This window comes from Microcoleus sp. bin48.metabat.b7b8b9.023, assembly GCF_013299185.1.
Lineage (GTDB): Bacteria > Cyanobacteriota > Cyanobacteriia > Cyanobacteriales > Microcoleaceae > Microcoleus.
Window position 1 is genome coordinate 77,721 of the sequence record NZ_JAAFKG010000022.1, and the last position, 25,382, is coordinate 103,102.

Sequence of the window (25,382 nt, forward strand, 5' to 3'; positions counted from 1 at the left end):
TCAAGTCTTATCCAAGCCTTGAAAATTCAACAGCGGTGCTGTCTATGAATGAACTGAATCTGGAACTTCAAATTAATGGAATCATCGAAAAAACCGTGCCTGTCGAAGGCGAGCAATTTATTATCGGTAGGTTGCTAGAATGCGATTTGCAACTGCCTTTTTCTGACATTTCCAGGCACCACACCCGCTTGTTTAAAATAGCTTCAGGGGAGTGGCTAGTTGAGGATATGGGCAGTACCAACGGGACGCTACTAAACAACAGTCCCCTCAACCAACCTCACTTAGTCAATCAGGGCGATGTGATTTATCTGGGACACCGGATTAATTTGATTGTCGTTTTGCCCGATCGCTCTGACCCCCAACTTCCCGAAATCGGCACCATGCCCGAAGGAGTGACTATCCTCGGCAAAGCTAAAGAACTACAAAAACAGTGGATAGAACCCGACACAAAACTCGAAAAAAACTACGAACAAGCTATCTCGCGTTTAAAATACTTAGTCGATATTGCGAAGTATTTGAACACCGCTGAATCCATCGAAGCAATTTTCGATCAAGTCCAGCAAATTGTGTTCCGCGATATCAAAAACATCGAACGTTTGGCACTATTAATAGACTTCCAAAATAACGGCGAACTGGAAGTAGTGAAAACCGCCGCCAGACCCACTGCAAAAAATAAATATATCCCCGCTGACGGCAGTTGGATCGGCCGCACTATTTGCCGCAAAGTATTGGACGAACAAGTTGCTCTCAAAACTGCCGACGCTCAGTTTGACGAACAGTTTGACGACAATATGAGCATGATCGATAAAGGAATTCGCACGGCGATAGCTGTTCCTCTCTGGGATGAAAATACAGTTTTTGGAGTGCTTTACGGCGACGCTCAACTGACTTCTAGAGAGTGGTATCTGGGCGGAGATGAAGACTTGAGCTTTTTTTCGGCTTTAGGAAATATTGTCGCTTCTAGCGTGCAGCGCTGGCTGCTGACACAAAAACTCCGCACCCAAGAAACTATGCGGCAAAGATTGGAACGCTATCACTCTCCGGCTGTGGTGCAGCATTTAATGAATACGGGGACTTTAATTGACCACCGCCTGCCCCCTGTGGAACGCGAAATCAGTATTTTATTTGCAGATATTGTAGGCTTTACTGCGATGTCAGAACGCTTGAGTCCCCCTCAAATTGCCCGGTTGCTGAACAATTTTTTTGAGGAAATGCTCCAAGAAGTTTTTGGGGAAGGAGGAACTTTAGATAAGTTTATTGGAGATTGTATTATGGCATTTTTTGGAGCGCCAGAACCTCAACCGGATCATGCCGATCGCGCTGTGGCGGCAGCTTTGGGAATGCTCAACCGTCTTGACGAACTCAATGCAAATAAGAGTTTGGGCGAACCGCTGCAATTGCGGATTTCTATTAACAGCGGCAAGGCAATAATTGGTGATGTCGGCAGTTCTAAAAGAGTTGATTATACTGTGTTGGGTTCGACTATTAATCTGGCTGCTCGGATGGAGGGAATTTGTCAGCCTGGGGAATGCGTGGTGAGCGAAGCTACTTACACGTTGCTGCGATTGCCCCAAAGTTTTGAGCCGATGGGAGATTTCCGGTTTAAAGGAATTGACAGACCGATCGTGGTTTATAGTACCAACCGAAATCTAAGGTAATGGGGCATGGGGCATGGGGCATGGGGCATGGGGCATGGGTCATATTGATTTGGACTAACGGAGGACATTCCAAAAGCCGTTTCCCTACCCCAAAATAATCGTCATGCTTGCAAGAGATGTAACTACCGCCCACTTAATTGTAGGGAAACGGCACTGCCGCGTCCTGACTCTGGATAATATTAATTCCGGTGTTACCGGATTTGATATGAAGTCATCATAAAACTTTTATAACTGATCGGGAATGGTATTAAATAGGGAGTTTTTGACGCTGAGGATTTGAACTTCATCTCCTATGTGTACTATTTTTCCGGCTGCTTGAAGTGGCACTCGCGTGTTAACGAGCAGCCGACTAAAGTGATTGAAATGCCCTTTTTTTTGCAATTCAGGCATGATTTCATTCTGCTTGGCTGTTAGCATAGTTTTCAAGTTTGGATAAGCTTCTTTAGTAACAGAATTTCGGTGAGATTGCAGACAGGGCTGACGGGGATTGATACCTTCAAATATTACTGGGCCTATTTTAAACCTGACAACTTCATCGGCTGCTCCGAAAAGTCGATCTTCCCAAAAAGCCGGGACATCTCCTATTTCAATATTAGCTCGCAAGCGATGTCGCATTTCGTTAACGCAAACTCTCGGAAACCAAGATGCTACTTCGGCTATTGTTGCGGTACTGATAATGCTTGGCCCGGGTGCTGCGGTATCATCGGGAAAGCCTGTGAGCAAATTTTCAATTAACTTGACGGGGAAACCGAAGTAGTTGCTCAACCAAGATTCTATTGCGGGGCGTTCTCTATCTACATGAAAAAATATTTCTTGTTCGGTGTCTTGAATTTTCAGACCGGCGATTCTCTTTTTTATGTCAAATGATAGGCGCAGAAAATGTACTCCGCTGTTGCGCTTAGCGTTAACAAATTCTCCTGCTCGATCGCAGATGGCAAAAGAGCGATCGCCTGCTAGAGCTCCGCTGGCAAGAATATTAGCTTGACTGACAGCTATGCCGTCAAGGGACTTGACCGGATAGATATGAATGCTGGCGACGTAAGACATTGTGATTCATTGATAAATAATTGTTGTTTTAGATACACTATAGCATCCTCCGCAGGCAGAATGATGACCGCAGTTAATTCCATGAAATTACAAGGGGCGATTTTTTTATTAGTTTATATTTAGCAGGTACTTGTAAAGAAAAAGTAAAGAAATTTTGCTGGGCTGATGGCAAATATTATACTAATAAATATAAAACAATTAACCGAGTTGCAAGCAATGACCGACTCAAAAGAAATAGGTAAGATGTCGAGGCGGAGTGCGATCTGGATGTCAAGTGCAGGGGCGCTGGTGGCAACCATGGCCCCAGGGCTGTTCAAAACTGAACCGGCCTATGCAGAAGGAGTAGTCTCAAACATCACTCCTGACGCCGCACTCAAGAAATTGATGAACGGGAATCAGCGGTATATTGACCAAAAACGGACATTTCCCGACCAAAGCCGATCGCGAATTGCGGCAGTAGCAAAGGGTCAACATCCGTTTGCAACCATCCTTGCTTGTTCTGATTCGCGGGTGGCTCCGGAAATTATTTTCGATCGAGGATTGGGGGATTTATTTGATATCCGAGTAGCGGGAAATTTTCTCGACGATGTGGTTCTCGGCAATATTGAATATGCCACACTAGAATTAGGGGTGCCGCTATTAGTAATTCTGGGTCACGAACGCTGCGGTGCTGTGAAAGCGGCTTTAGATGGCAAACCGGTTCCGGGTCACATTAGCACTTTGGTGGAGGCGATTAAACCAGCCGTTGATGCTACAAAAGATCAATTGGGCGATGCCTGGGATAATGCAGTCAGAGCCAATGTAAAAATGAACGTCAATAAGTTAAAATCCTTGTCACCTCTTTTAGCTGAAGCAGTCAAAGCTGGCAAGCTGAAAGTTGTTGGGGGGCGCTACGATTTGGACAGCGGCAAAGTAGAGATAATTGCTTGATTTTGGTGGTGGCATCTTACATTTTTTACTATTTTTATGAATAGGCATCTTGCCTGTTCCACACAGAGGGAACTTGAGTATTTTTATGAACAGGCAAGATGCCTGTTCCACAAACAAGAAATTTGATTGTGGGGAGTAGGGGGTTGGGCATCATGCTCGCCCATAAAATCCACAATCTCAGTTACATCAAGCCCATTTCTTGCAGTCCGCGGCGCAGGCGTTCTGCTTCAAAGGGACGGCGCTGTTCGTGAAGGGCGATCGCTCTTTTGAATTCTGCTAAACTTTCGGGCATTTTGCCAATTTTCAGCAGCGCTACTGCCAAGTTTTGATGGGCTTCGGCGTGTTCGGGATCGATTTTGATGGCTTGTCGGTAATAGGCGATCGCATCTACCAAATTTCCGGTTGCTTTTAGCGTCAGTCCTAAATTGTAGTGACCTGGTGCAAAATTGGGATCTATTTTTAAAGCTGCTTTGTAAGCTTTTTCTGCTGCTTGCAAATCTCCTTCATCTTTGAGCAAATTGCCCAAATTATTGTAAGCACCTAATTTGAGCGCCGGGAAAACATCTGTATTAATTGCTAGTTGATAGTGTTCTTTGGCTTTGGCAAATTGCTGTTGCTGGCGGTAAGCAATGCCTAAATGATAGTTGAGTTCGTAAATAATAGATTCATCAATTGTCGCCGCAGTCAATCCCCTCGTTAATAAATTAATTCCCCGCCCGATTTGCCCGCTTTCTACGTACAGCGCGCCTAATTTGCTGCACGCATAAGCGTCGTTTGGATAATAAGCTATATAGCGTTCCATTGCTGCTTGAGCTTTTTGGAATTTGCTTTTTGTGGCGATCGCATCTTTGTGATAACCAGAGTGCCAAATCGCTACATCGGGGAGAGAAGCTATTTTCCATTCCGGTTCGCGCTGCAAAATCTCAGCCACGCTGTCGTCTACCATGGCGTGGTAAGGGCGAGAAAAGCGGATTCCGGGGCGATTGCGAAACAAACGCGATACTAGGGAATAGGGTGATTGAGATGCACCGATTTCTTGGCGGATGAGATTGATTAGCAACAGTCGATCGCTCTTAATTGCCTGCTGGATCTGAGGTACAATCTCCGGTACCAGCACCTCATCGGCATCCAACACCAAAATCCAGTCGCCCTGGGCGTGCTTCAGAGACTCGTTGCGCGCCGCTGCGAAGTCGTCGCACCATTCAAAGTCATACACCTTCGCCCCGGATTCTCGGGCTATTTCACGGGTGCGATCGCGCGAACCGGTATCCACTACAACAATTTCGTCAACAACACCCTTCACGCTGTCCAAAGTCCGCGATAGTGTTGCTTCTTCATTCTTGACGATCGTGCACAGTGTCAGATTCATCGGGGGCCAACTTTCCTAATTTGACAAAAATATTGTAATTTTTTTTACCAGTAAAACACAAAAAGTCCCAGAAAAATTTTTCCTATTGCCCTTCGGCTTTGAGCACAAGCACCTTTCTTCCTTAGAAAAATTTGGTTGTACCAACCGCACCCAACGGTTGGGACGTTCTGAAATTGCACTTTATATGAGTAGTCGATTGCTTCTGTCCTAAATAAATAAAGCCTTCTATCCTAGATAATTAAAGGCTTCGTTCTTAGTTGTGCGCTCTACGTTCTGCATTCTTAGTTGTGCCTTCTTCAATAACTCTTTTGACATATTAAAGAGCCTGAAATTAGGACGATTTATGAGAAATTCTACCTCTATCGGTTCATCCCTACGGTAGAGGAAAGGATGGGATATCAGTTGTTATTCTTAGAACATAAGACAAGGCAGACGAAAGTTAAACACTCAGGAGAAAAACAAATGGGAATTATTGCTTGGATCGTTTTAGGACTGATTGCTGGTGCGATCGCCAAAGCCATTTATCCGGGAACTCAAGGTGGCGGTTTTCTCGCAACAACAGTTTTAGGAATTATCGGCGCGCTGGTGGGAGGTTATTTAGGCCAAGTCTTTGTGGGGACTAGCGCGGGAGCATCCTTCGGAGCATTAACTCTACCCAGCATAGCTTTTGCAGTCATCGGCGCGATCGTGGTACTTTTCATCTGGGGATTGCTGACTCAGCGTGCTGCATAATAAATATTGCCAATTCCCAGTCGATCGACTTATGGGGTATTCATAAACCCGGTTTCTTGAGGAAACCGGGTTTTTCAGTCAATAACCCTCGCTGCCGCCATAATAAGATTGGTTCGTAGTGAGGACTTTAGTCCTCTGACGGATGCGGACTAAAGTCCTCACTACGAACCTGCCAGAATAAGATTGGTTCGTAGTGAGGACTTTAGTCCTCTGACGGATGCGGACTAAAGTCCTCACTACGAACCTGTTGAAACCGCTACGACAAAGTTAATTAATCCGCAAGTCGAAAGGTAAGCGAACGTAAATCCCTTGCGGGTCATTCATCGACTTGATAACAGCCAATTCATCCTGCATTTTCTTAACTTCGGCCGTCAGCGGGTCGAGTTTGGTGGCTGGTTTTAACACATGAACGCCGGATATTCTTTCCAAAATTCGCTCTTCCAAACTGCGGCGTTTTGGATATTCTTCTAACTGCCAATCGTCGCCTAGTTTAGCTTGCTTAGCCGCTTCTCTAACAGCATCTTCTAGGCCGCCAATTTCATCCACTAAACCCAACTGTTTCGCTGCGATACCAGACCAAACTCTGCCTTGAGCAATTTCTTGCACCTTGTTTTTTGACAGTTTGCGGGAGTCGGCGACTTTGGTGATAAATAGATCGTAAATGCGATCGACTATTCTCTGAATATTCGCCAATTCTTGAGGATTTTTGGGGCGGGAAACCGTGTTAGTATCCGCAAAACGGGCGGTTTTTACCACGTCCCAAGTTATGCCGTTGTTAGCAGCCAGCTTTTCGGCATTGAATAGCATCCCAAAAACGCCGATGGAACCAGTAATCGTACTGGCTTCGGCAAAGATTTTGCTAGAACCCATCGAAATCCAATAGCCGCCGGAAGCTGCTAAATTGCCCATCGACACGATAACTGGCTTTTTTTTGCCCGTCAGCGCGACTTCGCGCCCGATGACTTCCGCAGCCGTCGCGCTGCCTCCAGGGCTGTTGACGCGCAAAACTACTGCTTTTATGTCGTCATCTTCTCGGATTTTACGCATTTCTTCAGCGATGCGATCGCCCCCTACTTGAGTCGGGCCGCCTTCGCCGTCTACAATCTCACCTTCAGCGTAAAGGACAGCAATCTGGTTTTTCTTGTGAGCGCGAGTAGAGTTTTTACTCTCAGCAACTCTTGCGTAGTTTTTCAAACTTATTTGCTTGAAAGATTTATCTTCTGCATCGGTTCCTGTTAGTTTTTTCAGTTCTATTGCAATTTCATCAAAGTAGACAACTTTATCAACTAACTTGCCTTTGAGAGCTTCGTTAGCCATCAAAGTTCCGCCATTATCTGCAACTGCTTGCAGTTGGGGAACGGTCAATTTGCGGCTCGGGCCGACAGTTTTCAGGTATTCGCCCCAAATATCTCCGAGCAGTTTTTGGGTTTGCTGGCGATTTTCCGGGCTCATTTTTTTGAGCAAAAACGGTTCGACGGCTGACTTATATTTCCCGACGCGAGTGACTTGGACTCCCAAGCCGTATTTCTCGAAAGCACCGGTCAAAAACATGGCTTGACTGCTAAAACCGTTGAGTTCTAGAGAGCCGTAAGGATTGATAGCAATTGTATTTGCAACGGAACCGAGGTAATAATCTCGCTCGCTCCAGTCCATTTCGTAAGCAAAAATGGGTTTTTTGGCATCTCGGAAACGCTGTAATGCCGATCGAACTTCTTTGAGATTAGCAAACCCGCTGCTGCTGGAATCCGAACTGCCTTCAAGATACATCCCCACGATTTTCGGGTCTTTTTTCGCAGATTCGATCGCATCTAAAACAGTACGCAGCGTCACAGCATCGCCGGATTCATCCGAAAGAGCTTCTTGAATCGCCGCGCTCGTGCTGCGGCTCGGTTTGCTATCGGTGATATTTAGAGACAGATCTAATACCAGTACAGACTTATCTTTAACTTGCGGGCCTGAATCTTTAGACGACGATGCCGCCAGAGCAATTAGCAGTACCAGTCCTCCCAATCCGATGCCGCCCAGCAGCAACAATCCCAGGAAGGTTCCCAGCAAACTTGCACAAGTATATTTTAGGAAATCTTTCATTTAGATAATTAGTCAGTTGACAGTTGACAGTTGACAGTTGACGTGTGGTAGGGGCAGTGGATGGTGCGGGCCTGCCCTCTTAGTTGACAGTTGACAGTTGACAGTTGACGTGTGGTAGGGGCAGTGCCCCGTGCCTGCCCTCTTAGTTGACAGTTGACAGTTGACAGTTGACAGTTGGTAATTATTAACATTTGGTAATTGGCAGTTAGTAATTGGCAGTTGTTATTTCTTATTTCTTATTTTTTAATCTCTTCCAATAATCAGTAACTACTGACTACTGCCAACTGCCAACTGCCAACTGCCAACTGCCAACTGACTACTGCCAACTGACTTACTTTTATCTTAACCTTTCCAAAACCCCAGGATGTTTTAACTCGTCGAGGTTAGCGCAGCCAGTACAAAACATCACCGTAGCGATTTCTGCAATTAAAACCTCAGCTAGAACACCTGCTGCTGATTCCGATGCTGCGGCTGCTTGCAGAAACGGCCGCGCCAGCCCCGCAACATCCGCGCCGAGGGCGATCGCCTTGGCTGCATCCAAGCCGTTTTGCAAGCCTCCAGAGGCAATCAGGGGAACATCCGGCGCTACGGCGCGGGTGCTGACAACGCACTCGGCTGTCGGAATTCCCCAGTCGGCAAAGGTGGCACCCAACCTGCGCTGCTTGCTGTCTTTGGCTCGCTCTCCTTCTATTTTGGCCCAAGAAGTGCCTCCGGCTCCGGCAATGTCGATCGCGCTTACCCCAGCCGATCGCAATTTCTGTGCCATTTTTCCAGAAATACCGTTGCCTACTTCTTTCGCAATCACCGGTACTGGTAATTTATCGCACAATTTAGCAATTTTTTCGAGCAGTCCTTTAAAGTTAGTATCGCCTTCAGTTTGAACGCACTCTTGCAGCGGATTGAGGTGCAAAATTAGGGCATCTGCTTCCAGAATATCGATAATTTTTTGACACTCTTCCAAACCGTAATTGTAGTTTAATTGAACCGCTCCGATATTAGCAAATAGCAGAATATCGGGAGCGCGGCGGCGCACGGCAAATGTAGCAGCAAGTTGAGGGTTTTCTACGATGATGCGCTGGGAACCGACTCCCATCGCCAGTTTGTATTCCTGAGCGACATCGGCGAGGCGATAATTAATGGTCTGGGCTAGTTCTGTGCCACCTGTCATTGAGGAAATTAGCAGGGGAGCGCCTAGTTTTTTGCCGAGAAATGTGGAGGTGAGATCGATTTGGGTGCGATCGAGTTCTGGCAAACAGCAGTGAGTAAAACGGTAGTGTTCCAGTCCGCTGGTAGTTTCGCGAAATTGTACGTCTTCTTCGAGACAGATCCTGAGGTGGTCTGCTTTGCGGGTTTCGGTTTGCGAGGGCGAGGTTAATGGCAAGTTCACAGTGGCTATTTGGGGAGAGAGTTTTGAGTTAGGAATATAGCAATTTTATTTCATTTCTGAGATTTTTTATTAACCGCAGAGAGCGCAGAGGGCGCAGAGGAGTAGAAAAGAGAGATGTTCGCAAATTCTGCTTTCTGTTGCTATATTATCCCGGAACGGTCATCGGCATTCCATTATCCGAAGGTTTCAATTTCAGCAAAAAAGGCACTGCTTTTTGCACCCATGCTTTGACTGGCGTGTAACTTGCCGCGTGTTCTCCGAAAGAGATTTCCAGCATATCGGTGTGAATTATGCCGGGATTCAAAGGAATCGCTGCCATGCCTCGCGGGAGTTCTTGGGCGAGCGATCGCGTCAATCCTTCGATCGCCCACTTAGAAGCGCAATAGGGTGCGACTTCCGGCGAAGTTGACCTTCCCCAACCCGAACTAAAGTTGACAATTATACCACTTTTTCGCGCAATCATTGCCGGGACAAAGTGGCGAATTACATTCGCGGTTCCTTTAATATTAACATCAATTACTTGAGAAAACTCTTCGCTGCTGACATTCCACAACGGCGCGGAATAATTAGTGATAGCTGCATTGTTAACCAGCAAATCTGGCGGTTGCTGCTTTGCCAAAATTTCTCTAGCCCAAGCTTTGACTTGCTCGTCGCTGGCGACATCCAAACAAGTAAAATCATGAGGCGCGCGATATTTTTGTTTGAGTTTTTCCACTGCTTCGGCAGAACGCGCACATCCTAAAACTGTGTGTCCCAATTCAATAAACTTTTCGGTCATGGCGAGACCGAGACCGCGACTGACTCCGGTAATTACAATTAATTTTGTCATAGAATTGGTGCAATTTTTAGATTAAGTAATAGAATACATATTGACGGAGCATTTAACAAATCATCCCAGGGGGAAAGCATGAAAGTAAAAGCAGCAGTTGCTCGCAGTGCCGGCCAACCTTTGACCGTTGAAACGGTCGATCTAGATGGGCCGCGAGATGGGGAGGTGCTGGTAGAAATCAAAGCGACGGGTGTTTGTCACACCGATGCTTATACTCTTTCCGGCGCCGATCCCGAGGGTTTGTTTCCGGCAATTCTCGGCCACGAGGGAGCTGGGATTGTTGCGGAAGTTGGGGCGGGAGTCACAAGTGTCAAAAAGGGCGATCGGGTAATTCCACTTTACACTCCCGAATGTCGCAACTGCTCGTATTGTTTGAGCGGCAAAACGAATCTCTGTCAAGCAATTCGCCTCACTCAAGGACAAGGCGTAATGCCCGATGGCACGAGCAGATTTTCAATTAATGGCGAGAAAATTTTCCATTACATGGGAACTTCTACCTTTGCTAATTATACAGTATTGCCAGAAATTGCCGTAGCAAAAATTCGCGATGACGCTCCCTTTGACAAAGTTTGTTTGATTGGCTGCGGCGTTACAACTGGCATCGGCGCTGTCATCAATACTGCCAAAGTAGAACCAGGTTCTAATGTAGTAGTTTTTGGTTTGGGCGGCGTGGGTTTGAATGTAATTCAAGCAGCGCGCCTGGTGGGAGCCAACATGATTGTCGGCGTAGATATGAATCCCCACAAACGAGCAATGGCGGAAAAATTCGGCATGACTCACTTCGTGAATCCCCGCGAAGTTGAGGGCGATTTAGTTCCTTATTTAGTAGATTTAACCAAAGGCGGAGCTGATTACAGTTTTGAATGTATCGGCAACGTTAATGTGATGCGCCAAGCTTTGGAATGCTGTCACAAAGGTTGGGGCGTGAGCGTGATTGTTGGGGTAGCGGGAGCAGGGCAAGAAATTAGCACCCGCCCGTTTCAATTAGTAACTGGTAGGGTGTGGAAAGGCACGGCTTTTGGCGGCGCGAAGGGCAGAACCGATGTTCCTAAAATTGTTGATTGGTACATGGATGGTAAAATTGATATTGATAGTTTGGTAACTCAGATAATGCCAATCGATCGAATTAATGAAGCTTTCGATTTAATGCACAAAGGCAAAGTAATTCGCACAGTTTTAACATTTTGAACAAAAATCTTTCTCTGTTCTCTCTTCCTCTGCGCCCTCTGCGCTCTCTGCGGTTAAAAAAAATCTAATTCACAAATGAAATAGAATTAATATGCCCTCTAACTCCCTAAAACTGCACAAAGAACACAAAAGTTTCGGTGGCAAACTCGGCTTTTACAGCCATCAATCATCCGCGTGCAACAGCGAGATGAAATTCACTGTTTATCAGCCGCCGCAAGCCAAAAGTCAACCCGTACCAATTCTGTATTTCCTATCAGGATTAACCTGCACGGAAGAGAACTTTATGGCAAAAGCGGGGGCGCAACAATGGGCAGCAAAATACGGGTTAATGCTGGTGGCGCCCGACACTAGCCCCCGCAATACTGGCATTCCTGGGGAAGCCGACAATTGGGATTTGGGAAGCGGCGCGGGTTTTTATGTGGATGCGACAGCCACACCTTGGAATTCTCACTATCGAATGTACAGTTATGTGGTTGATGAGTTGCCGAATTTAATCGCCGCAAACTTTCCAGGGATACGCGAAAAACAGGGAATTTTCGGTCATTCGATGGGCGGACACGGGGCTTTAATTTGCGCGTTAAAAAATGGCGTGAAGCGAAGCTATCCCGAAGGGAATCGCTATCTTTCAGTTTCGGCTTTTGCGCCTATTTGCGCGCCCGTCCGCAGCCCTTGGGGACAAAAAATATTTGGACACTACCTCGGTGGCGATAAGGAGAGTTGGAAGGCTTGGGATGCTAGCGAATTAGTCCTGGAACAGCAATACAAGCGTCCGATTTTGATTGACTGCGGTACTGATGATTCGTATCTAGCTGACGGACAATTGTTGCCGGATGTGTTCGCAGCAGCTTGTGCAAAAGTGGGACAGCCACTGACTTTAAGGATGCAGGAAGGTTACGATCACAGCTATTATTTTGTGGCTAGTTTTATGGAGGATCACATTCGCCATCATGCGGCTGCTTTGTGCAAGTAAAATAGGTTTGTAGTGACTCGGCGGTTGAAACCGCGACTACACACACTAAGTCTGCCTCCGCAGACTAAGAGTAGTAAGGACTTGAGTCCTAAAGGTTCGTAGAAGTAGAGTGCGTCAGAGAGATTTTTGCAGCAACAAATTAACAATTTCGCAACTGACGCACTCCTCGAATGGTGCGTCAGAATGAGATTTTTAGTGATGATTGATAATTGCTAAACTGACGCACCCTACAATATTAATTTAGATCGATCGCAAATACCCACTCTTTGTACTTGCGATCGCGATTTTCGATAATTCCCGTCAGTTTCTCCAAAATCTTTTCAGTGATGGGTCGGTTTTTCGGCAATTGATAGTTTTCTATTCGGTTAATTGGCGTAATTTTGGCGGCGGTTCCGCACAGAAAAATCTCGTCTGCAATCAACAGTTCTGATTTGTCAACGGGTCTTTCTGTAACTTCTATTCCTAAGTCTCGGGCGATTGTTATCACGCTGTCTCTGGTGATTCCTTCGAGAATATCTTGATCGAAACCGGGAGTAACTAATTTGCCGTTTCTGGCGACAAATATGTTCATTCCTGAAGCTTCGCTGACTTTTCCCTGAGTATTCATCATGATAGCTTCATCGAAGCCGGATTCTACTGCTTCGGTTTTGGCTAAGGCTGAGGTGATGTAGGCGCCGCTAATTTTACCTCTTAGTGGCAAACTGCGGTCTTCTTGGCGGTACCAAGAGCTAATTCTACAGTTGACTCCTTCTTTGGGCAAGTAGTCGGAGAGTTCTAATCCGTAGACAAAGAAGTCTGTTTCGACGTTGTGCAGTCGGGGGGCTATTCCTAAACTGGATGTGTAGATAAATGGACGGATGTAAAAAGATTTGTTGGGCTGATTTTTTTTGACAAAATCAATGATGATTTGTTGGATTTTGTCGGCGGGAATATCGCAGTGGAGGAAGCTGGCACTTTGACTTAATCTTTGACAGTGGCGGTCTAATCTAAATAGTAAGATGCGATCGCCATTTTGGGGGTCGGGAATTCCTCGCAACCCGCCTAAAACTCCGGTTCCGTAGTGCAGGGCGTGGGTGGCGATGGAGATTTTGGCGTCGGTAAATGGGAGAAATTGGTTTTGAAAGTAGGCGATGGGGAGAAAACTATCCATGATTCAAGCTGGCGATGAGTTGGGCAGTCCGCGAGGAATGGTGATTTTGGTTATATTACCATAAGTTATGCGATTTTAAATTTGGGATTTGGGATTTGGGATTTGGGATTGACTGATGAACTATGAGTTTTGAGATGGTCTGCTGTTGGATTGTTTTTTTTTGAACTGGGATGATTGTTGTGTTGCGATCGCGATTTATAAAATAATCTAAATTGCGGTCGGTTTGGTTGATAATTGTTTTGAGAAAGAGTGCGCTCGACTGCGAGCAAAAATCAAGGAAGGAGTAACTGTGGCACGTAAATGTTTCATCATTGAAATGGGGATGGGTATCGACCAGCACGGGCAGGAACCGACTGTCGCGGCGGCTAGGGCTGTACGAAATGCGATCGCCAATAATGCTCTCCTAGGCGTCTGGGAAGTGGCGGGTTTGACTGACCCCAATCAAATGATTGTGGAGGTAAAGGTGGCGGTTCCTTATCCCGAACAAGTGCGGCCCGATGATGTGTTGGCGGTGCTGCCTTTTGGTAGCAAGACTCTGATTGTCGAGCAAGGGGGGATGATTGTGCCAGGAAGGGCGATCGCCTCTCTGAATGATAAAAATGATGAAATGTTGATCGCCGTGGCTGCTGTGAGTGTTTTTGTGGAAACTGAAGATTAATTAATTGTGCCAGTTTCCACTGCTGGTAAGGTGACTGGATGCGATCGCCAACAGAATGCAAATAGTGCGATCGCTCGTTGTTGTAGCTGCGGAAATCGTCCTACTAAACCAAAATAAATTGAGCTTAATTTATTATAACTGAGATCTTGCACCATTCTCAATAAGGCTTTTATGAACAGGCCGGACAGCCTGTTCCACAAGAAATTCACTCTTTGTGGAACAGGCCGGACAGCCTGTTGCTGACAATGGTGCAAGATGTGAGTTATAACCTAATTACTTTTGATAGCAGCTTTCTGAGATAAAGTAATTGGGGCTAATATCTGGGAATCTTTTTGAGCGGGTACTGCTTGCCGCCACGCTTTAATGCCGCCTGAAAGAACAACAACATTTAGGCTAATATCCTGAATCTTATTAGTCTCCTTTCCCGGAGTGCCTTGGGAATATTGATCGACTTTTGCCAACTGTTGGTATGCTTTAATCGATCGCCCTCCTCTGGCACAATAAAGTACAACTATTGGCTGAGGTCGATCGTCTTTAACCTGAGCTTTGACAAGGGCTTTAACCTGTTTGGCCCCGAGCCCCATCTCAATATCGATTAGGGGAACCAGCGGACTTTCAGCGATCCGATCTTCCGCGTATTCTTCCGGCGATCGTACATCTATCAAAATCACCGATTTCAACTTACCTTGCTGCAATTCAGCAACAGTTACTTGTTTGGTATTTAAACTGGCGATAAAAGTTGGAATATCCATGTGATTATATAGGGAAAATGCACTCAAAGAACCGAGACTAATTAATATCAAAACCATAATTACCCGCAACGGGCGAGAATTGAGATTAATACTTTGTTTGAAATTGAGATTTAGCATTTTGCATCATCCTTGAAAATGGATAGAACATTTGTCCGACATATCCAGCAGGTATAGAATCAGAAATGCCATATCGTTCGGGCATTTTTTTTGCTGGCATATACATAGTACCAAATAGCAAATCTAAAAGTGGCAACTGAACGGCAAAATTCTTGTTATGAATTTTGGGACTTTTACTGTGATGCCAGTGATGGAATTCCGGGGTGGCGACGAACCACTTGAGCGGGCCAAATTTGATGGTAATGTTAGCATGAATTAAAAATGCGATCGCCACCGAATAAAGAGCATAAATCGCAAAAGTTTCCTTAGTAAATCCCAACCAGTAAAGAGGCATCATTTTGCAAATCTGAGTAAAGAGTTGCTCGCAGGGATGCACCCGCACTGCTGCCAACCAGTCCATGCGTTCGATGCTGTGATGGACTGCATGAAATTGCCAAAGCCACGGTACTTCATGCAGCAGTCGGTGAGCGATGTAATATGCCAGATCGGAAATTACAATTGCTTCTGCAAACTGCAACCAGATAGGTTGAGAGGCTATTTCACTTTGCAATTCCGGGTTGAATAAATCAGTCATCAGCGACAAGGTTACAGCCACAACAATAGCGCACGATCGACCAATAAAGTGACCTGTAAAAAAATAGGTAGCATCGGTTTTCCAGCCGCGACGAAAGACTTTTTGATTGTGTAAAGCAAAGATTCTTTCTAGGGGAATGAAGATGCAGGCTAAGATGACGAAACCTTTGATAATTTCAGGTGACATGAGATTCTGATTAATGTCGATATTTACTTAGGTACTTCACTGCTACCAGCAGCGCAGACAGGAACACCATTCTGAAGGATCGGATTAGGTGGTTGGGTTTTCCCAGGAGAATTTGCTTGACACAGAATGGATACAGTAGTGCTTTCATAGTTATATGCTGCGGAACTAGGTACTAAGAATACAGCCCCCACATGGCTAAGAAGACTGTGTTTTTCGTTGCGAGATCCCGCATAACTAAATGCAGCATTTTTCGTAGCGCCGATCGAATAGTTATAGTTGGTTGTCTGAGTTTTAATGCCGATGCCCAAGGCAGTAATGGAATTAGAAAATGCACCTTTATCTGCAAAATAAGCTTGTTGGGCACGGTTCATTGAGCCAACATATTGCTTAGCTTCTGACTGCATCGCTTTATTGCCACAATGCAGAAAAGAAGGGAGGGCGATATGAGCAAGTATCCCAATAATTATCACAACCACAAAAAAGTCAATAATGCGTGAAGTTCCTTCACCAGATTTATATTCATTTATGGAACGCAAATCTGGCTGATAAGTTTTTGCCACAGATTTAAGGTTTTTTATCGGCCGCAAATCTTGCCGATCGACTGTTGTGACAGATTTAGGTTCTTTGAGAGGTTGCAAATCTTGTCGATCGACTTTAGCGACAGATTTAGGTTCTTTGAGAGGTTGCAAATCTTGTCGATCGACTTTAGCGACAGATTTAGGTTCTTTGAGAGGTTGCAAATCTTGTCGATCGACTTTAGCGACAGATTTAGGTTCTTTGATGGGTTGCAAATTTGTGCGATCGACTTTGGCGACAGATTTAGGTTCTTGGATGGGTTGCAAATTTGTGCGATCGACTTTGGCGACAGATTTAGGTTCTTGGATGGGTTGCAAATTTGTGCGATCGACTTTGGCGACAGATTTAGGTTCTGTGAGGGGCCGATCGGGTTGATAAGTTTTTGCCAAAAATTTCGATTGTTCGTTGATTTGATTGAGTTCAGGCTTTTCTTTGAGTTGCATACTTGTTCTCCAAATATTTTACGTGAACGGTTTTTAGACGATGATTCTTCTGATGAGATGTGCGATATTTGACTGTCAGGTAACGCCTCTTAATTTACCTAACCACTTGACTACCAGCAGCGCAGACAGGAACATCATTCTGAAGGATAGGATTAGCTGGTTGGATATTCCCAGGAGAATTTGCTTGACACAGCATGGATACAGTAGTCTTTGTACTGTTAGCTTCTGGGGAAACAGGTACTAAAAATACAGCCCCGACATAGCTACGAAGATTATTGCTGCGGGCTACCCCATAACTAAAAGCAGCATTTTTGGTAGCTATGGCTGAATAGTTATAGTTGATTGTCTGAGTTTCAATGCCGAGGTCCAGGGCAGTAATGGAATTAGAAAATGCGCCATTTTCTGCGTATTTTGCTTGTTGGGCGCGGTTCATTGAGCCAAGATATGCCTTAGCTTCTGACTGCTTCACGTTAGTACACCAGCTGCCACGATAACAGATAAAAGAGGGCAGGGCAATCGCAGAAAGTATCCCAATAATTATCACAACCATAAAAAACTCAATAATCCGTAAAGTTCCTCCACTTTTTATGGGTCGATCGGATTGATAATTTTTTGCCAAAAATTTCGCTTCTTCCGATTTTTGGTTGATTTGATTTAGTTCAGGCTGTTCTTTGAGGGGCATACTTGTTCTCCAAATGTTTTACACCAGAGGTTTTCAGACGACGATCCGTTTGAGGAGATGTGCGATATTCGGCTTTGAAGTAGCGCCTCTTTGACTTTCGATCGAGGATTTGCCAACCTGGGCGATCGCACTTTCTACCGTATTTCCATTAAATCAGATGACTATTTGAGAACATGAGTGAGTTCTCATCGACTTCTCATCGACTTTTTTGGGAGTTACGCAATTGTCACAACTGGTAAGGTGCTCTACTTTCCCGAAACGCTGAACAATCGTTTAAGAAACTCATCTGACGCACCCTACAATTGAATTTTACCGATGCCCGTTGTTCCAGTCCTGTTTTCATTATGTCTTAAACGAACTGGCATTCAATACTAAAACAGACTATAATTTAAAAGATGATTAGAGGCACGGTGAGTTATGGCAGTGCAATTGCTCAAAAAACTGTTCACAGTCGAAGAATATCATCTGATGGGTAAAGCTGGTATTCTTTCAAAGGACGATCGCATAGAACTCATAGAAGGAGAACTTGTACAAATGGCAGCAATTGGAACTCGTCACGCTTCTTCTGTGAGACGCTTAGCCAGACTATGCAGTCAAATTCCCGAAAACCTCGCTATTTTTGACGTACAAAATCCCGTGCAGTTAAGCGAACGAACCGAGCCGCAACCGGATGTGATATTGCTAACACCTCGTGCTGATTACTATTCAACTGCACATCCCACACCATCGGAAGTTTTATTACTAATAGAAGTAGCTGACAGTTCAATAGACTATGACAAAGATGTGAAAATTCCTATTTATGCTCGATCGGGAATTCAAGAAGTATGGATTGTCAATTTACCAGAAAACTGTTTAGAAGTTTACCGTCAGCCAACTGCTAACGGTTATAGTTTAACGTTAAGATTTTGGCGAGGCGAGGAAGTTTCGCCACTGACATTTCCAGAATTGCAAGTTAGCGTTGATTTTGTATTGGGATAAATCAGGATTCATAGGTGTCAACTTAAGCTTGAAACTCCTGGTATCTCTCGCTTTTACCTAAGTCTAGATCCCCCTAAATCCCCCTTAAGAAGGGGGACTTAAAGAGCGCTTCCAGTCCCCCCCTTCTTAAGGGGGGCTAGGGGGGATCTAGATTTAATAGTCAAACAACAGTCTATGACTGGGTTTGACGTTAAGTTGACACCAACGATCGGGATTATTTGCCATTTAGCCGATCGCGAAAATACTCCTCATACAACCGGCATCTAGGAATACAATGATTTCCATCCAACTTCACCAACCCCATACTATTTAACTTAAACCCTAATTCAGACTTCAATCGCACAGGCTGGGAAACACTCGCCACCTCTCTCATCGCCTCCATCAATTCCGCATATTTCTCTAAATTCCACAAATGCCGCCGCAAATGATCGCTGTAAATTCCGGCTTCAGTTGCCGATTCTTGCACTAACCGATCTAAAGTCACATCTTGACGGGAAATATGATACATTCCCAGCCGCACTAAATAAGGATTTCCGCCCACTAACCCCATCAATTTTGCAACTTCCGCCTCACTCCAATTCAATCCGTGGCGCCTTGCCAAATCTTGCACTTGCTGTAAATTAAACTCCGGAATTTCGATCGGCAATCCTACATTAAACGGCGATTTATTCACGTCTAGCGGGATATATACTTCCGTAGAATGCACCACAATCAAGCGAAACTTTTTCCAGATATCACGGCGTTTCGCTTCTTCGTGCAAAGCGCGCAACAATCCAAAAAAATCATCGGCAATTTCCGGCGATTCAAACAGGCGATCGCACTCATCCAAACCCAAAGTCAAAGGCGGTGACGATTCCGACAGCAAATACTGTTCAAAGTAAGCTTTACAGCACTGATTGCTACCAATTAAGTCTGCTAATTCCCAGCACTTCGGCAACTGTTCCAGCATTCCCAACTCTTGACCGACGCTAGCACAAAACCACTGCAAAAATGTATCTGAATTAGCGAAAACTCTCCTATTTGCTAGCTGAAAACTCAGCGCCACCGTGCGAGAACCTTGCTCTTCTGCATGATGCAAAATCCTCGCCATTAAAGAAGTTTTGCCCATCTGTCTGGGAGCTTTAATGCGGATCAGCGCTCCCGGCTGGCCAATGGTTTCATAACACCGAGATTCGATAGGAGGGCGATCGATATAAAACCGAGAAGCTAAATCTACTTGTCCTCCCGGCAATTCGGGCGCTGCTGCTGGCAACGGTTGAATTATTGACTGTTTTGTGTTATCGATCTGGCTAAAATTTACCGCTAATTCACGATCGGGATTTAAGGATGTGCGGCCTTCTTTAATTACCATCAAAATTTCTGAAATTAAATTTGATGAGTCGCCGACACATCGCCAATGCCAGAGCTGAATCCCTGCTAAATAGTGCAGTAAATCGAAAGAAAATGGTGAATTTAATTCAATGCAAATCGGTAAAATTGCTGGTTTATGAGGAGTTAAATTGTGCAATTCTTGGGCTAGTTGCACTTGTTCCAATATCATTTCGCTAGCAGCCGATTCGGGGGAAATCAGCAATAGTAAATAATCGCAAAGCTTTAAATATGAGTTATCTTTGCTGCTGTTTTTGTTAACTAAAAATACTTCGTGGCTGGCGGCAGTTAAAGCTTGGTGTAATTGCTGAACCAGGGGGAGGTTTGGAGTGGATTGGGCGATCGCAATTTTTGCAGATTTTGACAAAACGCGATCGGGCGGCGATTCCAGCTCAAAATCGGCTATATCGCGCCATTCCTGCCCCAATCCGCGACAAATTTCGATGAAATTGGCATAATCCACAGGTTTGCCATTCAGGAAGTGACTGACAGTAGATTGGGCTATCCCTAAATCCTCAGCCAAAATTTTCTGACTGGGAAAGCCGTTGCGGAGGAGGCAGGATTTAACTGCGGGAATGGACTGGAGACGCAGCCTGAGCGATCGCGGCATTGTTTATCACAATCGAGACACTGAAACCATCATAAATGCTAACCGTCCCAAAGTCGATAAAAAGTCGATGAAAAGTCGATGAATTTTCAAATAACTCACTCGCGAACTCAAATAGGCACCTGATTAGATGAGAAATAACAAGGTTGGATCGCATCAAAAGGAGGTAAAAGTATTGTGTATTCTATCCTAATTTGGTCGCTGGCATCAGCCACTAATCGATCGTCTTTTGCATTCACACCGCCGATGTTTTGGTTCACAGTCGGAATTGTGCTGAGTGCGATCGATTTATTCATCCAAAAAACTCAGCCCCAAAGATACAGATTTTACGTGCTGATGATGGGGGTTGCTGCTTTAATTTCATCTTTTGTTTTGTGGAGAGGATCCGTAACATTTCAGTTTAGTTGGGCGAATGTAATGTATGAAGATTTTGACTGGCAGATATTTTACTGGATGGGAATCTCTCTCGCCTTGAGTATATGGATTCGACCGATTTTCATTGTTCGCAAAAAGTTTGTGATTCCCGAAGCAACCGAAGCGACAACTATCTCCGAAATTTTCCCGGGAGAAACCGGAATGGTGATTTATGAAGGTGCTTCTTGGAAAGCGCGCAATGAAGATTCCCAAGGAATCGCGCCCAAACAAAAAGTTTACGTTTTGCGCCGCGAAGGAAACACGTTGATTGTTGTACCTGACCAATTAATTCACGTCAATAGCTAAATCTTGGGTTGTTACTTCTTTTATTAGACGGCGATTGAAATCGCTTCTACACGAACAAAGTCCGCCTTCGCGGACTAAGAAATCACTATTAACTGTCAACTGTCAACTGTCAACTGTCAACTGTTTAGGAGATTCACGATGTATCAGTATTTTTTGACCGTGTTTTTTGCGATCGCAGGTGTATCCTTAGCCAGCAGCGTTAAAATTGTGCGTCAAGGAGATGAAGCCTTAGTTGAGATTTTCGGAAAGTACGATCGCAAAAAACTCGAACCGGGTTTGACATTTCTGATTCCGTTTGTCGAAACAGTCGCCTACAAACAAACTCTGCGCGAGCAAATTTTAAGACTGCCACCGCAACAATGCACAACTGGCGATCGCGTTTCCGTCACCGTTGAATTTATTGTCTACTGGCGAGTAATTGACTTAGAAAAAGCTTCCTACAAGGTGCAGAATCTCAAGGAAGCCATGTTCAATATGCTGATTCTTTCGATTCGGACTCACATTGCTAAATTAACTGTAGAGGAACTTTACACGGCTCGCAATTTACTCAATAATGCTTTAGTGGAGGAGTTGGATACAACCACCGATCCTTGGGGTGTGAAGTTTACGAGGGTGGAATTGCGCGATTTTGCGATCGGTACTAAAGTGATTCAGCCAACATCCCTAGATAGAAAAGAAGCACAAAAGCTGCGAGCTTAGGGATTAGTATTACCTTCTTTTCCTCGTTACCATGCTCTGCCTGGTAACGCAGATGCTTTGGCTCTGCCTCGCTGAATTTATACCATTTTTCTAAAATCGTGCAACACTCGAAGCCCCCCCCTAGCCCCCCTTTGCCAAGGGGGGGGACAAGAATACTGTTATTTCGTTTAAAATTGGTATTAATTCGCCTTGTATTTACCATTTAAGGAGACAAAACCATGACTAAGAATCAAGAATCTATTGTTGATAAGGGAGCTTATGGCGGTTGCAGATTCTTATGCAGATTCTTATTCCTTATAATCTGTGTTGGAGTGGCTAACATGATTATTTTGCCAATTTTTCTGGGTGTTACTACTAAAAACAAGCAATCGGAAGCGAAAAGAATTGTCAGCATAATGAACAAAAACCAGCAGTCTTATTATGCAGAAAAAAGTGTTTTTAGCCCTTCTGTTGATGCTTTAGCAATTGGCATTAAAACCGAGACAACAAATTACAAATATTCAGTTCGCGCCACTAAGAAAGCAGCATTTAGTTATGGAGTATCCAAGCAGCCAGAACTTAAAAGTTCTGTCGGCGGTGTCTTTGTAGTGCCTGCTAAAGAAGTTGTTCCCAATGCTGCTAAAGATGAAATCAAAACAATATCCATATTGTGCAAAGCTGATAATCGCAGTACATTTAAACCAGCGGAACCCACCTATGAAAATGGTAAAATTGCTTGCGGTGAAGGCACAACAGAAGTGACAAAATAATTTAACTAAAGGCAAGCTTATGACAGTCGATTACCAATACCAAATCGGCGGCAGTCTCCCGCAAGATGCGCCTACTTATGTAGTGCGACAAGCTGACTCGGAACTTTATCAAGCCCTGAAAGCGGGAGAGTTTTGTTACGTGCTCAATTCCCGACAAATGGGTAAATCTAGTTTGCTGGTGCGTACCGTACAAAAGCTCTCGGCCGATCGCATTGCTTGTGCTACGATCGACCTTTCGGACATTGGCAGCCAGCAAGTCTCCCTCGATAAGTGGTACGGGGGCGTCGCTTACAAGCTTTTGTGCAGTTTCAACCTGTTTGATGCAGCCGAGTTTATGGCTTGGTGGCGGGAGAGAGAGTTGATGCCGCCCGTGCAGCGTTTAGGAGAGTTAATTGAGGAGTTGCTGCTGGTTAAAATCACTCAAAATATTGTCATTTTTATTGATGAAATTGATAGCGTTCTCAGTTTCAAAGAATCGCTGGATGATTTTTTTGCCTTGATTCGTTCTTGCTACAACAAACGCGCTCACAAGTCAGAATACCAGCGGTTGACATTTGCTTTGCTGGGAGTTGCTACGCCGTCTGATTTAATTAGCGATGCCACTCGCACACCGTTTAATATTGGTCGAGCTATTGAACTTCAGGGTTTTAAATTACACGAATCTGGGTCTTTAGTCAAGGGGTTTGAGGGTAAATTTGACAATTATCAAGAAGTTTTACAAGAGATTTTGGAGTGGACTGGAGGACAGCCGTTTCTAACTCAAAAACTGTGTAAGCTGATAGTTCAAGGGCAGGAATTAGCAAGAAGGACTAAAGTCCTCACTACGAACCGATTGTTGATTGGGGAAATAGTACAATCTCAGATTATTGATAATTGGGAAGCTGCTGATGAGCCAGTGCATTTGAAGACAATTCGCGATCGCCTTCTCAGCAATCAGCACCGCGCTAGTAGGTTATTAGGATTATATCAAAAAATATTGGCACTCTCAGAACCCCCCGACTGTAGGGGCGGTGCCCCCGTGCCCGCCCTTGCAGGGGGAATCAGCGCTGATGACTCTCCCGAACAAACTGAATTGCGACTCAGCGGATTAGTAGTAAAACGAGGCGGAAAATTAACGGTAAACAACCGCATTTACGCATCGATATTCAACCAAAATTGGGTAGAAAAAGCACTAGGAGATTTGCGGCCATACGCCGAATCACTAACAGCATGGCTCGCATCTAATTGTCAAGATGAATCTCGATTATTGCGCGGTCAAGCATTGCAAGATGCGCGAGAATGGGCTGCTGGTAAAAGTTTGAGTAGCCAAGATTATCAATTTTTAGCTGCTAGCCAAGAGGCGGAATTTGCTGAATTGCACGATCGCGAACAGCAAACTCAAGCAGAAATAGAGCTATTGCGCCGGGAAAATCAGTTATTAGAAAAACTATCCGCCGAGCAAAAACTTAGAAAACTTACTCAAATTAAACTCTGGCGTGAAGAACGACTGAAAGTACAAATTTTTACGGTAAGTTCAATATTCATGATTTCTATCTTAATTGCTGCTTTTTGGATCAAACCGTCAATTGAGGAAAGAAATAACAAAATCCTGACTCTCAGTTTGTTTTCCGAAACTCTATTTGCAGCGGGCAAGAAATCGGAAGCTTTAATCGAAAGCATTAAAGCAGTCAGAGAAATGCAGCGCTCGCTGGGAGTTGCATCAGATATCCAAGTCCGGGTTTTAACGGCTCTGGAGCAAGCAGTTTACAGTTTTAATAAACGCCTAATTTTTCCCGGTTCAACTACTAAATTAAGCTCGATTACTTTCAGCCCAGACAGTCAAATCCTGTTAACAGTTAGCGACGATCGCACTCTTAAAATTTGGCACAAAAACGGTCATTTAAAAGCTGTTTTGAATGGTCACAGCCATCGAATTATCAATGTGACTTTTAGTCCAGACAGTCAGAGGCTGGCATCAGTTGGCGAGGATAATACAGTTAAACTTTGGCAAGTGGACGGCAAGTTGATTCAAACTTTTAAAGTAGATAGCGGAAAAGTGACTGGTGTTAGCTTTACCCAAAACGACAGAATAATTGCCTTAGTAATTAATGAGGGAAATGCGCTCCTGCAAAACTTGAACGATCGCAAAATAGTGAGGCAGATCCAAGATAAATGTTTTGTAACAAACGTTAGTTGCAGCCGTGACGGAAAAATACTTGCTTCAGTTTGTTCTGATGGAACAGTTAAACTTGCGGATTTGACAAATATTTTGGCAAACTTGTCTTCGCAGCAGGCTAAGGAAGTTAGCATTGCAGGTAATTTACTGGCAAATTTAAAGGTAGAGAAGGATACAATTATGAGTACAAGTTTTAGTTTTGATGGCACAATGCTCGCAATCGCAGGTACTGGTTCAAATGCGACAATCTGGAGCAAAGATGGTAAACTCCTGAGTATCTTAAAACATCCCAGTCAAGTCACAAATGTCACTTTTAGTCCCGACGGTCAAATGTTACTATCTGCAAGCAAAGATAAAATGTTGAGACTCTGGAAAATTGATGGCAGGGCAGGCACGGGGGCACTGCCCCTACACACTTTAACAGGTAATACGGCTGCTGTTTGGAGTGCGATTTTTAGTCCTGATGGTAAGGCGATCGCTAGTGCGAGTGCTGATGGTACGGTGATACTGTGGAATCTGAATATTGATGATTTGTTGGTGCGGGGCTGCAATGTCGCCCGCAATTATTTTCAGACAAATGCGATCGCCAATTCCAGCAATCGCCACCTCTGCGACGGGATTGAAAGTCGCTCAGACAGTAGATTAGACCTCTTGCGAAAGTGCAATCGTTCGAGGTAAAATAAAACAAAAATTAGATTGAGAATATGAATTACGAAGAATTACAAAAGTTAACCCCCAAAGACTTTAAACGCTACTGTGGAGTACATCAA

At 44.6% G+C, this 25,382-nt stretch carries 24 protein-coding genes; 11 read left to right on the top strand and 13 right to left on the bottom strand.

All coding sequences use genetic code 11. The annotated features are described in order from the left end of the window. Positions 1-44: 44 nt before the first annotated feature. Complete coding sequence (locus QZW82_RS14730) at positions 45-1,658, top strand: adenylate/guanylate cyclase domain-containing protein (protein ID WP_293149306.1); 1,614 nt, start codon at positions 45-47, stop codon at positions 1,656-1,658. Between the two features lie 225 nt (positions 1,659-1,883). Here the strand turns inward: QZW82_RS14730 and QZW82_RS14735 are convergent, their stop codons facing one another. Continuing rightward, a complete protein-coding gene (locus tag QZW82_RS14735; RefSeq protein WP_293149307.1) occupies positions 1,884-2,705 on the bottom strand; it encodes an MOSC N-terminal beta barrel domain-containing protein in 822 nt (273 codons plus the stop codon). A 216-nt stretch (positions 2,706-2,921) separates the two neighbouring features. Between QZW82_RS14735 and QZW82_RS14740 the strand changes: the two genes are divergently transcribed. Next, positions 2,922-3,635: a carbonic anhydrase gene (locus QZW82_RS14740; RefSeq protein ID WP_293149308.1), complete on the top strand. Its 714-nt coding sequence runs from the start codon at positions 2,922-2,924 to the stop codon at positions 3,633-3,635. A gap of 181 nt (positions 3,636-3,816) precedes the next feature. On the opposite strand, the gene QZW82_RS14745 is transcribed toward QZW82_RS14740, so the two are convergent. Beyond that, a complete protein-coding gene (locus QZW82_RS14745; protein ID WP_293149309.1) occupies positions 3,817-5,004 on the bottom strand; it encodes a TPR domain-containing glycosyltransferase in 1,188 nt (395 codons plus the stop codon). A gap of 462 nt (positions 5,005-5,466) precedes the next feature. Here QZW82_RS14745 and QZW82_RS14750 point away from each other — a divergent pair, with 462 nt between their 5' ends. After that, complete coding sequence (locus QZW82_RS14750; RefSeq protein ID WP_293149310.1) at positions 5,467-5,736, top strand: GlsB/YeaQ/YmgE family stress response membrane protein; 270 nt, start codon at positions 5,467-5,469, stop codon at positions 5,734-5,736. Positions 5,737-6,003: 267 nt separating this feature from the next. Here QZW82_RS14750 and sppA read toward each other — a convergent pair whose 3' ends face one another. From sppA to QZW82_RS14770, 4 genes are all read right to left on the bottom strand, one after another. Continuing rightward, positions 6,004-7,824 carry a signal peptide peptidase SppA gene (sppA, locus tag QZW82_RS14755; RefSeq protein ID WP_293149311.1) on the bottom strand — a complete coding sequence of 607 codons (1,821 nt, stop codon included), beginning with the start codon at positions 7,822-7,824 and terminating at the stop codon, positions 6,004-6,006. Positions 7,825-7,832: 8 nt separating this feature from the next. After that, the gene (locus QZW82_RS14760; protein ID WP_293149313.1) at positions 7,833-8,015 is read right to left on the bottom strand and encodes a hypothetical protein; all 183 of its coding nucleotides are present in this window, start codon (positions 8,013-8,015) and stop codon (positions 7,833-7,835) included. Between the two features lie 146 nt (positions 8,016-8,161). Next, positions 8,162-9,211, bottom strand: a complete 1,050-nt coding sequence (gene fni / locus QZW82_RS14765) for a type 2 isopentenyl-diphosphate Delta-isomerase (protein WP_293149315.1) — start codon at positions 9,209-9,211, stop codon at positions 8,162-8,164. 145 nt (positions 9,212-9,356) lie between these two features. Continuing rightward, positions 9,357-10,040 carry an SDR family oxidoreductase gene (locus tag QZW82_RS14770; protein ID WP_293149317.1) on the bottom strand — a complete coding sequence of 228 codons (684 nt, stop codon included), beginning with the start codon at positions 10,038-10,040 and terminating at the stop codon, positions 9,357-9,359. A gap of 78 nt (positions 10,041-10,118) precedes the next feature. Here QZW82_RS14770 and QZW82_RS14775 point away from each other — a divergent pair, with 78 nt between their 5' ends. Both QZW82_RS14775 and fghA read left to right on the top strand, forming a co-directional pair. After that, a complete protein-coding gene (locus tag QZW82_RS14775) occupies positions 10,119-11,228 on the top strand; it encodes an S-(hydroxymethyl)glutathione dehydrogenase/class III alcohol dehydrogenase (RefSeq protein ID WP_293149319.1) in 1,110 nt (369 codons plus the stop codon). Between the two features lie 91 nt (positions 11,229-11,319). Continuing rightward, complete coding sequence (fghA, locus tag QZW82_RS14780; RefSeq protein WP_293149321.1) at positions 11,320-12,198, top strand: S-formylglutathione hydrolase; 879 nt, start codon at positions 11,320-11,322, stop codon at positions 12,196-12,198. A 235-nt stretch (positions 12,199-12,433) separates the two neighbouring features. Here fghA and QZW82_RS14785 read toward each other — a convergent pair whose 3' ends face one another. Continuing rightward, positions 12,434-13,348, bottom strand: coding sequence for a branched-chain amino acid transaminase (locus tag QZW82_RS14785; RefSeq protein ID WP_293149323.1), 915 nt, complete (start codon positions 13,346-13,348; stop codon positions 12,434-12,436). A gap of 289 nt (positions 13,349-13,637) precedes the next feature. Here QZW82_RS14785 and QZW82_RS14790 point away from each other — a divergent pair, with 289 nt between their 5' ends. Then, entirely contained in the window at positions 13,638-14,006 is a 369-nt protein-coding gene (locus tag QZW82_RS14790) for a Lin0512 family protein (protein ID WP_293149325.1), read from the top strand. Here the strand turns inward: QZW82_RS14790 and QZW82_RS14795 are convergent. The 5 genes from QZW82_RS14795 to QZW82_RS14815 form a co-directional block, all read right to left on the bottom strand. Further along, the gene (locus tag QZW82_RS14795; protein ID WP_293149327.1) at positions 14,003-14,161 is read right to left on the bottom strand and encodes a hypothetical protein; all 159 of its coding nucleotides are present in this window, start codon (positions 14,159-14,161) and stop codon (positions 14,003-14,005) included. The genes QZW82_RS14790 and QZW82_RS14795 overlap by 4 nt on opposite strands. A gap of 114 nt (positions 14,162-14,275) precedes the next feature. Continuing rightward, entirely contained in the window at positions 14,276-14,875 is a 600-nt protein-coding gene (locus QZW82_RS14800; protein WP_293149329.1) for a rhodanese-like domain-containing protein, read from the bottom strand. After that, entirely contained in the window at positions 14,844-15,635 is a 792-nt protein-coding gene (locus QZW82_RS14805; RefSeq protein WP_293149331.1) for a sterol desaturase family protein, read from the bottom strand. The genes QZW82_RS14800 and QZW82_RS14805 overlap by 32 nt, the downstream gene beginning before the upstream one ends. Before the next feature lie 23 nt (positions 15,636-15,658). After that, on the bottom strand, positions 15,659-16,654 hold the full coding sequence (locus QZW82_RS14810; protein WP_293149333.1) for a type IV pilin-like G/H family protein: 996 nt from the start codon (positions 16,652-16,654) through the stop codon (positions 15,659-15,661). Positions 16,655-16,748: 94 nt separating this feature from the next. Beyond that, positions 16,749-17,336, bottom strand: a complete 588-nt coding sequence (locus tag QZW82_RS14815; RefSeq protein WP_293149335.1) for a type IV pilin-like G/H family protein — start codon at positions 17,334-17,336, stop codon at positions 16,749-16,751. Between the two features lie 417 nt (positions 17,337-17,753). Between QZW82_RS14815 and QZW82_RS14820 the strand changes: the two genes are divergently transcribed. Beyond that, complete coding sequence (locus QZW82_RS14820; protein ID WP_293149337.1) at positions 17,754-18,314, top strand: Uma2 family endonuclease; 561 nt, start codon at positions 17,754-17,756, stop codon at positions 18,312-18,314. A 214-nt stretch (positions 18,315-18,528) separates the two neighbouring features. Here the strand turns inward: QZW82_RS14820 and QZW82_RS14825 are convergent, their stop codons facing one another. Further along, the gene (locus tag QZW82_RS14825; RefSeq protein WP_293149339.1) at positions 18,529-20,292 is read right to left on the bottom strand and encodes an AAA-like domain-containing protein; all 1,764 of its coding nucleotides are present in this window, start codon (positions 20,290-20,292) and stop codon (positions 18,529-18,531) included. Positions 20,293-20,466: 174 nt separating this feature from the next. Between QZW82_RS14825 and QZW82_RS14830 the strand changes: the two genes are divergently transcribed. The 4 genes from QZW82_RS14830 to QZW82_RS14845 all read left to right on the top strand — a co-directional run bounded on the left by QZW82_RS14830 (position 20,467) and on the right by QZW82_RS14845 (position 25,290). Then, entirely contained in the window at positions 20,467-21,009 is a 543-nt protein-coding gene (locus QZW82_RS14830; RefSeq protein ID WP_293149341.1) for an NfeD family protein, read from the top strand. 138 nt (positions 21,010-21,147) lie between these two features. Further along, positions 21,148-21,708: a paraslipin gene (locus tag QZW82_RS14835; protein WP_293149343.1), complete on the top strand. Its 561-nt coding sequence runs from the start codon at positions 21,148-21,150 to the stop codon at positions 21,706-21,708. Positions 21,709-21,926: 218 nt separating this feature from the next. Next, the gene (locus tag QZW82_RS14840) at positions 21,927-22,457 is read left to right on the top strand and encodes a type IV pilin-like G/H family protein (protein ID WP_293149345.1); all 531 of its coding nucleotides are present in this window, start codon (positions 21,927-21,929) and stop codon (positions 22,455-22,457) included. A gap of 19 nt (positions 22,458-22,476) precedes the next feature. Beyond that, entirely contained in the window at positions 22,477-25,290 is a 2,814-nt protein-coding gene (locus QZW82_RS14845; protein ID WP_293149347.1) for an AAA-like domain-containing protein, read from the top strand. Positions 25,291-25,382: the final 92 nt, after the last annotated feature.

Excerpts from the sequence above, each read along its gene's own strand:
- QZW82_RS14745 (WP_293149309.1), bottom strand. The coding sequence starts at position 5,004 with ATGAATCTGACACTGTGCACGATCGTCAAGAATGAAGAAGCAACACTA.
- QZW82_RS14840 (WP_293149345.1), top strand. The coding sequence starts at position 21,927 with ATGACTAAGAATCAAGAATCTATTGTTGATAAGGGAGCTTATGGCGGT.
- QZW82_RS14845 (WP_293149347.1), top strand. The coding sequence starts at position 22,477 with ATGACAGTCGATTACCAATACCAAATCGGCGGCAGTCTCCCGCAAGAT.
- QZW82_RS14740 (WP_293149308.1), top strand. The coding sequence starts at position 2,922 with ATGACCGACTCAAAAGAAATAGGTAAGATGTCGAGGCGGAGTGCGATC.
- QZW82_RS14800 (WP_293149329.1), bottom strand. The coding sequence starts at position 14,875 with ATGCTAAATCTCAATTTCAAACAAAGTATTAATCTCAATTCTCGCCCG.
- sppA (WP_293149311.1), bottom strand. The coding sequence starts at position 7,824 with ATGAAAGATTTCCTAAAATATACTTGTGCAAGTTTGCTGGGAACCTTC.
- fghA (WP_293149321.1), top strand. The coding sequence starts at position 11,320 with ATGCCCTCTAACTCCCTAAAACTGCACAAAGAACACAAAAGTTTCGGT.
- QZW82_RS14835 (WP_293149343.1), top strand. The coding sequence starts at position 21,148 with ATGTATCAGTATTTTTTGACCGTGTTTTTTGCGATCGCAGGTGTATCC.
- QZW82_RS14825 (WP_293149339.1), bottom strand. The coding sequence starts at position 20,292 with ATGCCGCGATCGCTCAGGCTGCGTCTCCAGTCCATTCCCGCAGTTAAA.
- QZW82_RS14815 (WP_293149335.1), bottom strand. The coding sequence starts at position 17,336 with ATGCCCCTCAAAGAACAGCCTGAACTAAATCAAATCAACCAAAAATCG.
- QZW82_RS14770 (WP_293149317.1), bottom strand. The coding sequence starts at position 10,040 with ATGACAAAATTAATTGTAATTACCGGAGTCAGTCGCGGTCTCGGTCTC.
- QZW82_RS14785 (WP_293149323.1), bottom strand. The coding sequence starts at position 13,348 with ATGGATAGTTTTCTCCCCATCGCCTACTTTCAAAACCAATTTCTCCCA.
- QZW82_RS14820 (WP_293149337.1), top strand. The coding sequence starts at position 17,754 with ATGGCAGTGCAATTGCTCAAAAAACTGTTCACAGTCGAAGAATATCAT.
- QZW82_RS14730 (WP_293149306.1), top strand. The coding sequence starts at position 45 with ATGAATGAACTGAATCTGGAACTTCAAATTAATGGAATCATCGAAAAA.
- QZW82_RS14810 (WP_293149333.1), bottom strand. The coding sequence starts at position 16,654 with ATGCAACTCAAAGAAAAGCCTGAACTCAATCAAATCAACGAACAATCG.
- QZW82_RS14795 (WP_293149327.1), bottom strand. The coding sequence starts at position 14,161 with ATGGTGCAAGATCTCAGTTATAATAAATTAAGCTCAATTTATTTTGGT.
- QZW82_RS14760 (WP_293149313.1), bottom strand. The coding sequence starts at position 8,015 with ATGTTAATAATTACCAACTGTCAACTGTCAACTGTCAACTGTCAACTA.
- QZW82_RS14805 (WP_293149331.1), bottom strand. The coding sequence starts at position 15,635 with ATGTCACCTGAAATTATCAAAGGTTTCGTCATCTTAGCCTGCATCTTC.
- QZW82_RS14750 (WP_293149310.1), top strand. The coding sequence starts at position 5,467 with ATGGGAATTATTGCTTGGATCGTTTTAGGACTGATTGCTGGTGCGATC.
- QZW82_RS14735 (WP_293149307.1), bottom strand. The coding sequence starts at position 2,705 with ATGTCTTACGTCGCCAGCATTCATATCTATCCGGTCAAGTCCCTTGAC.
- QZW82_RS14775 (WP_293149319.1), top strand. The coding sequence starts at position 10,119 with ATGAAAGTAAAAGCAGCAGTTGCTCGCAGTGCCGGCCAACCTTTGACC.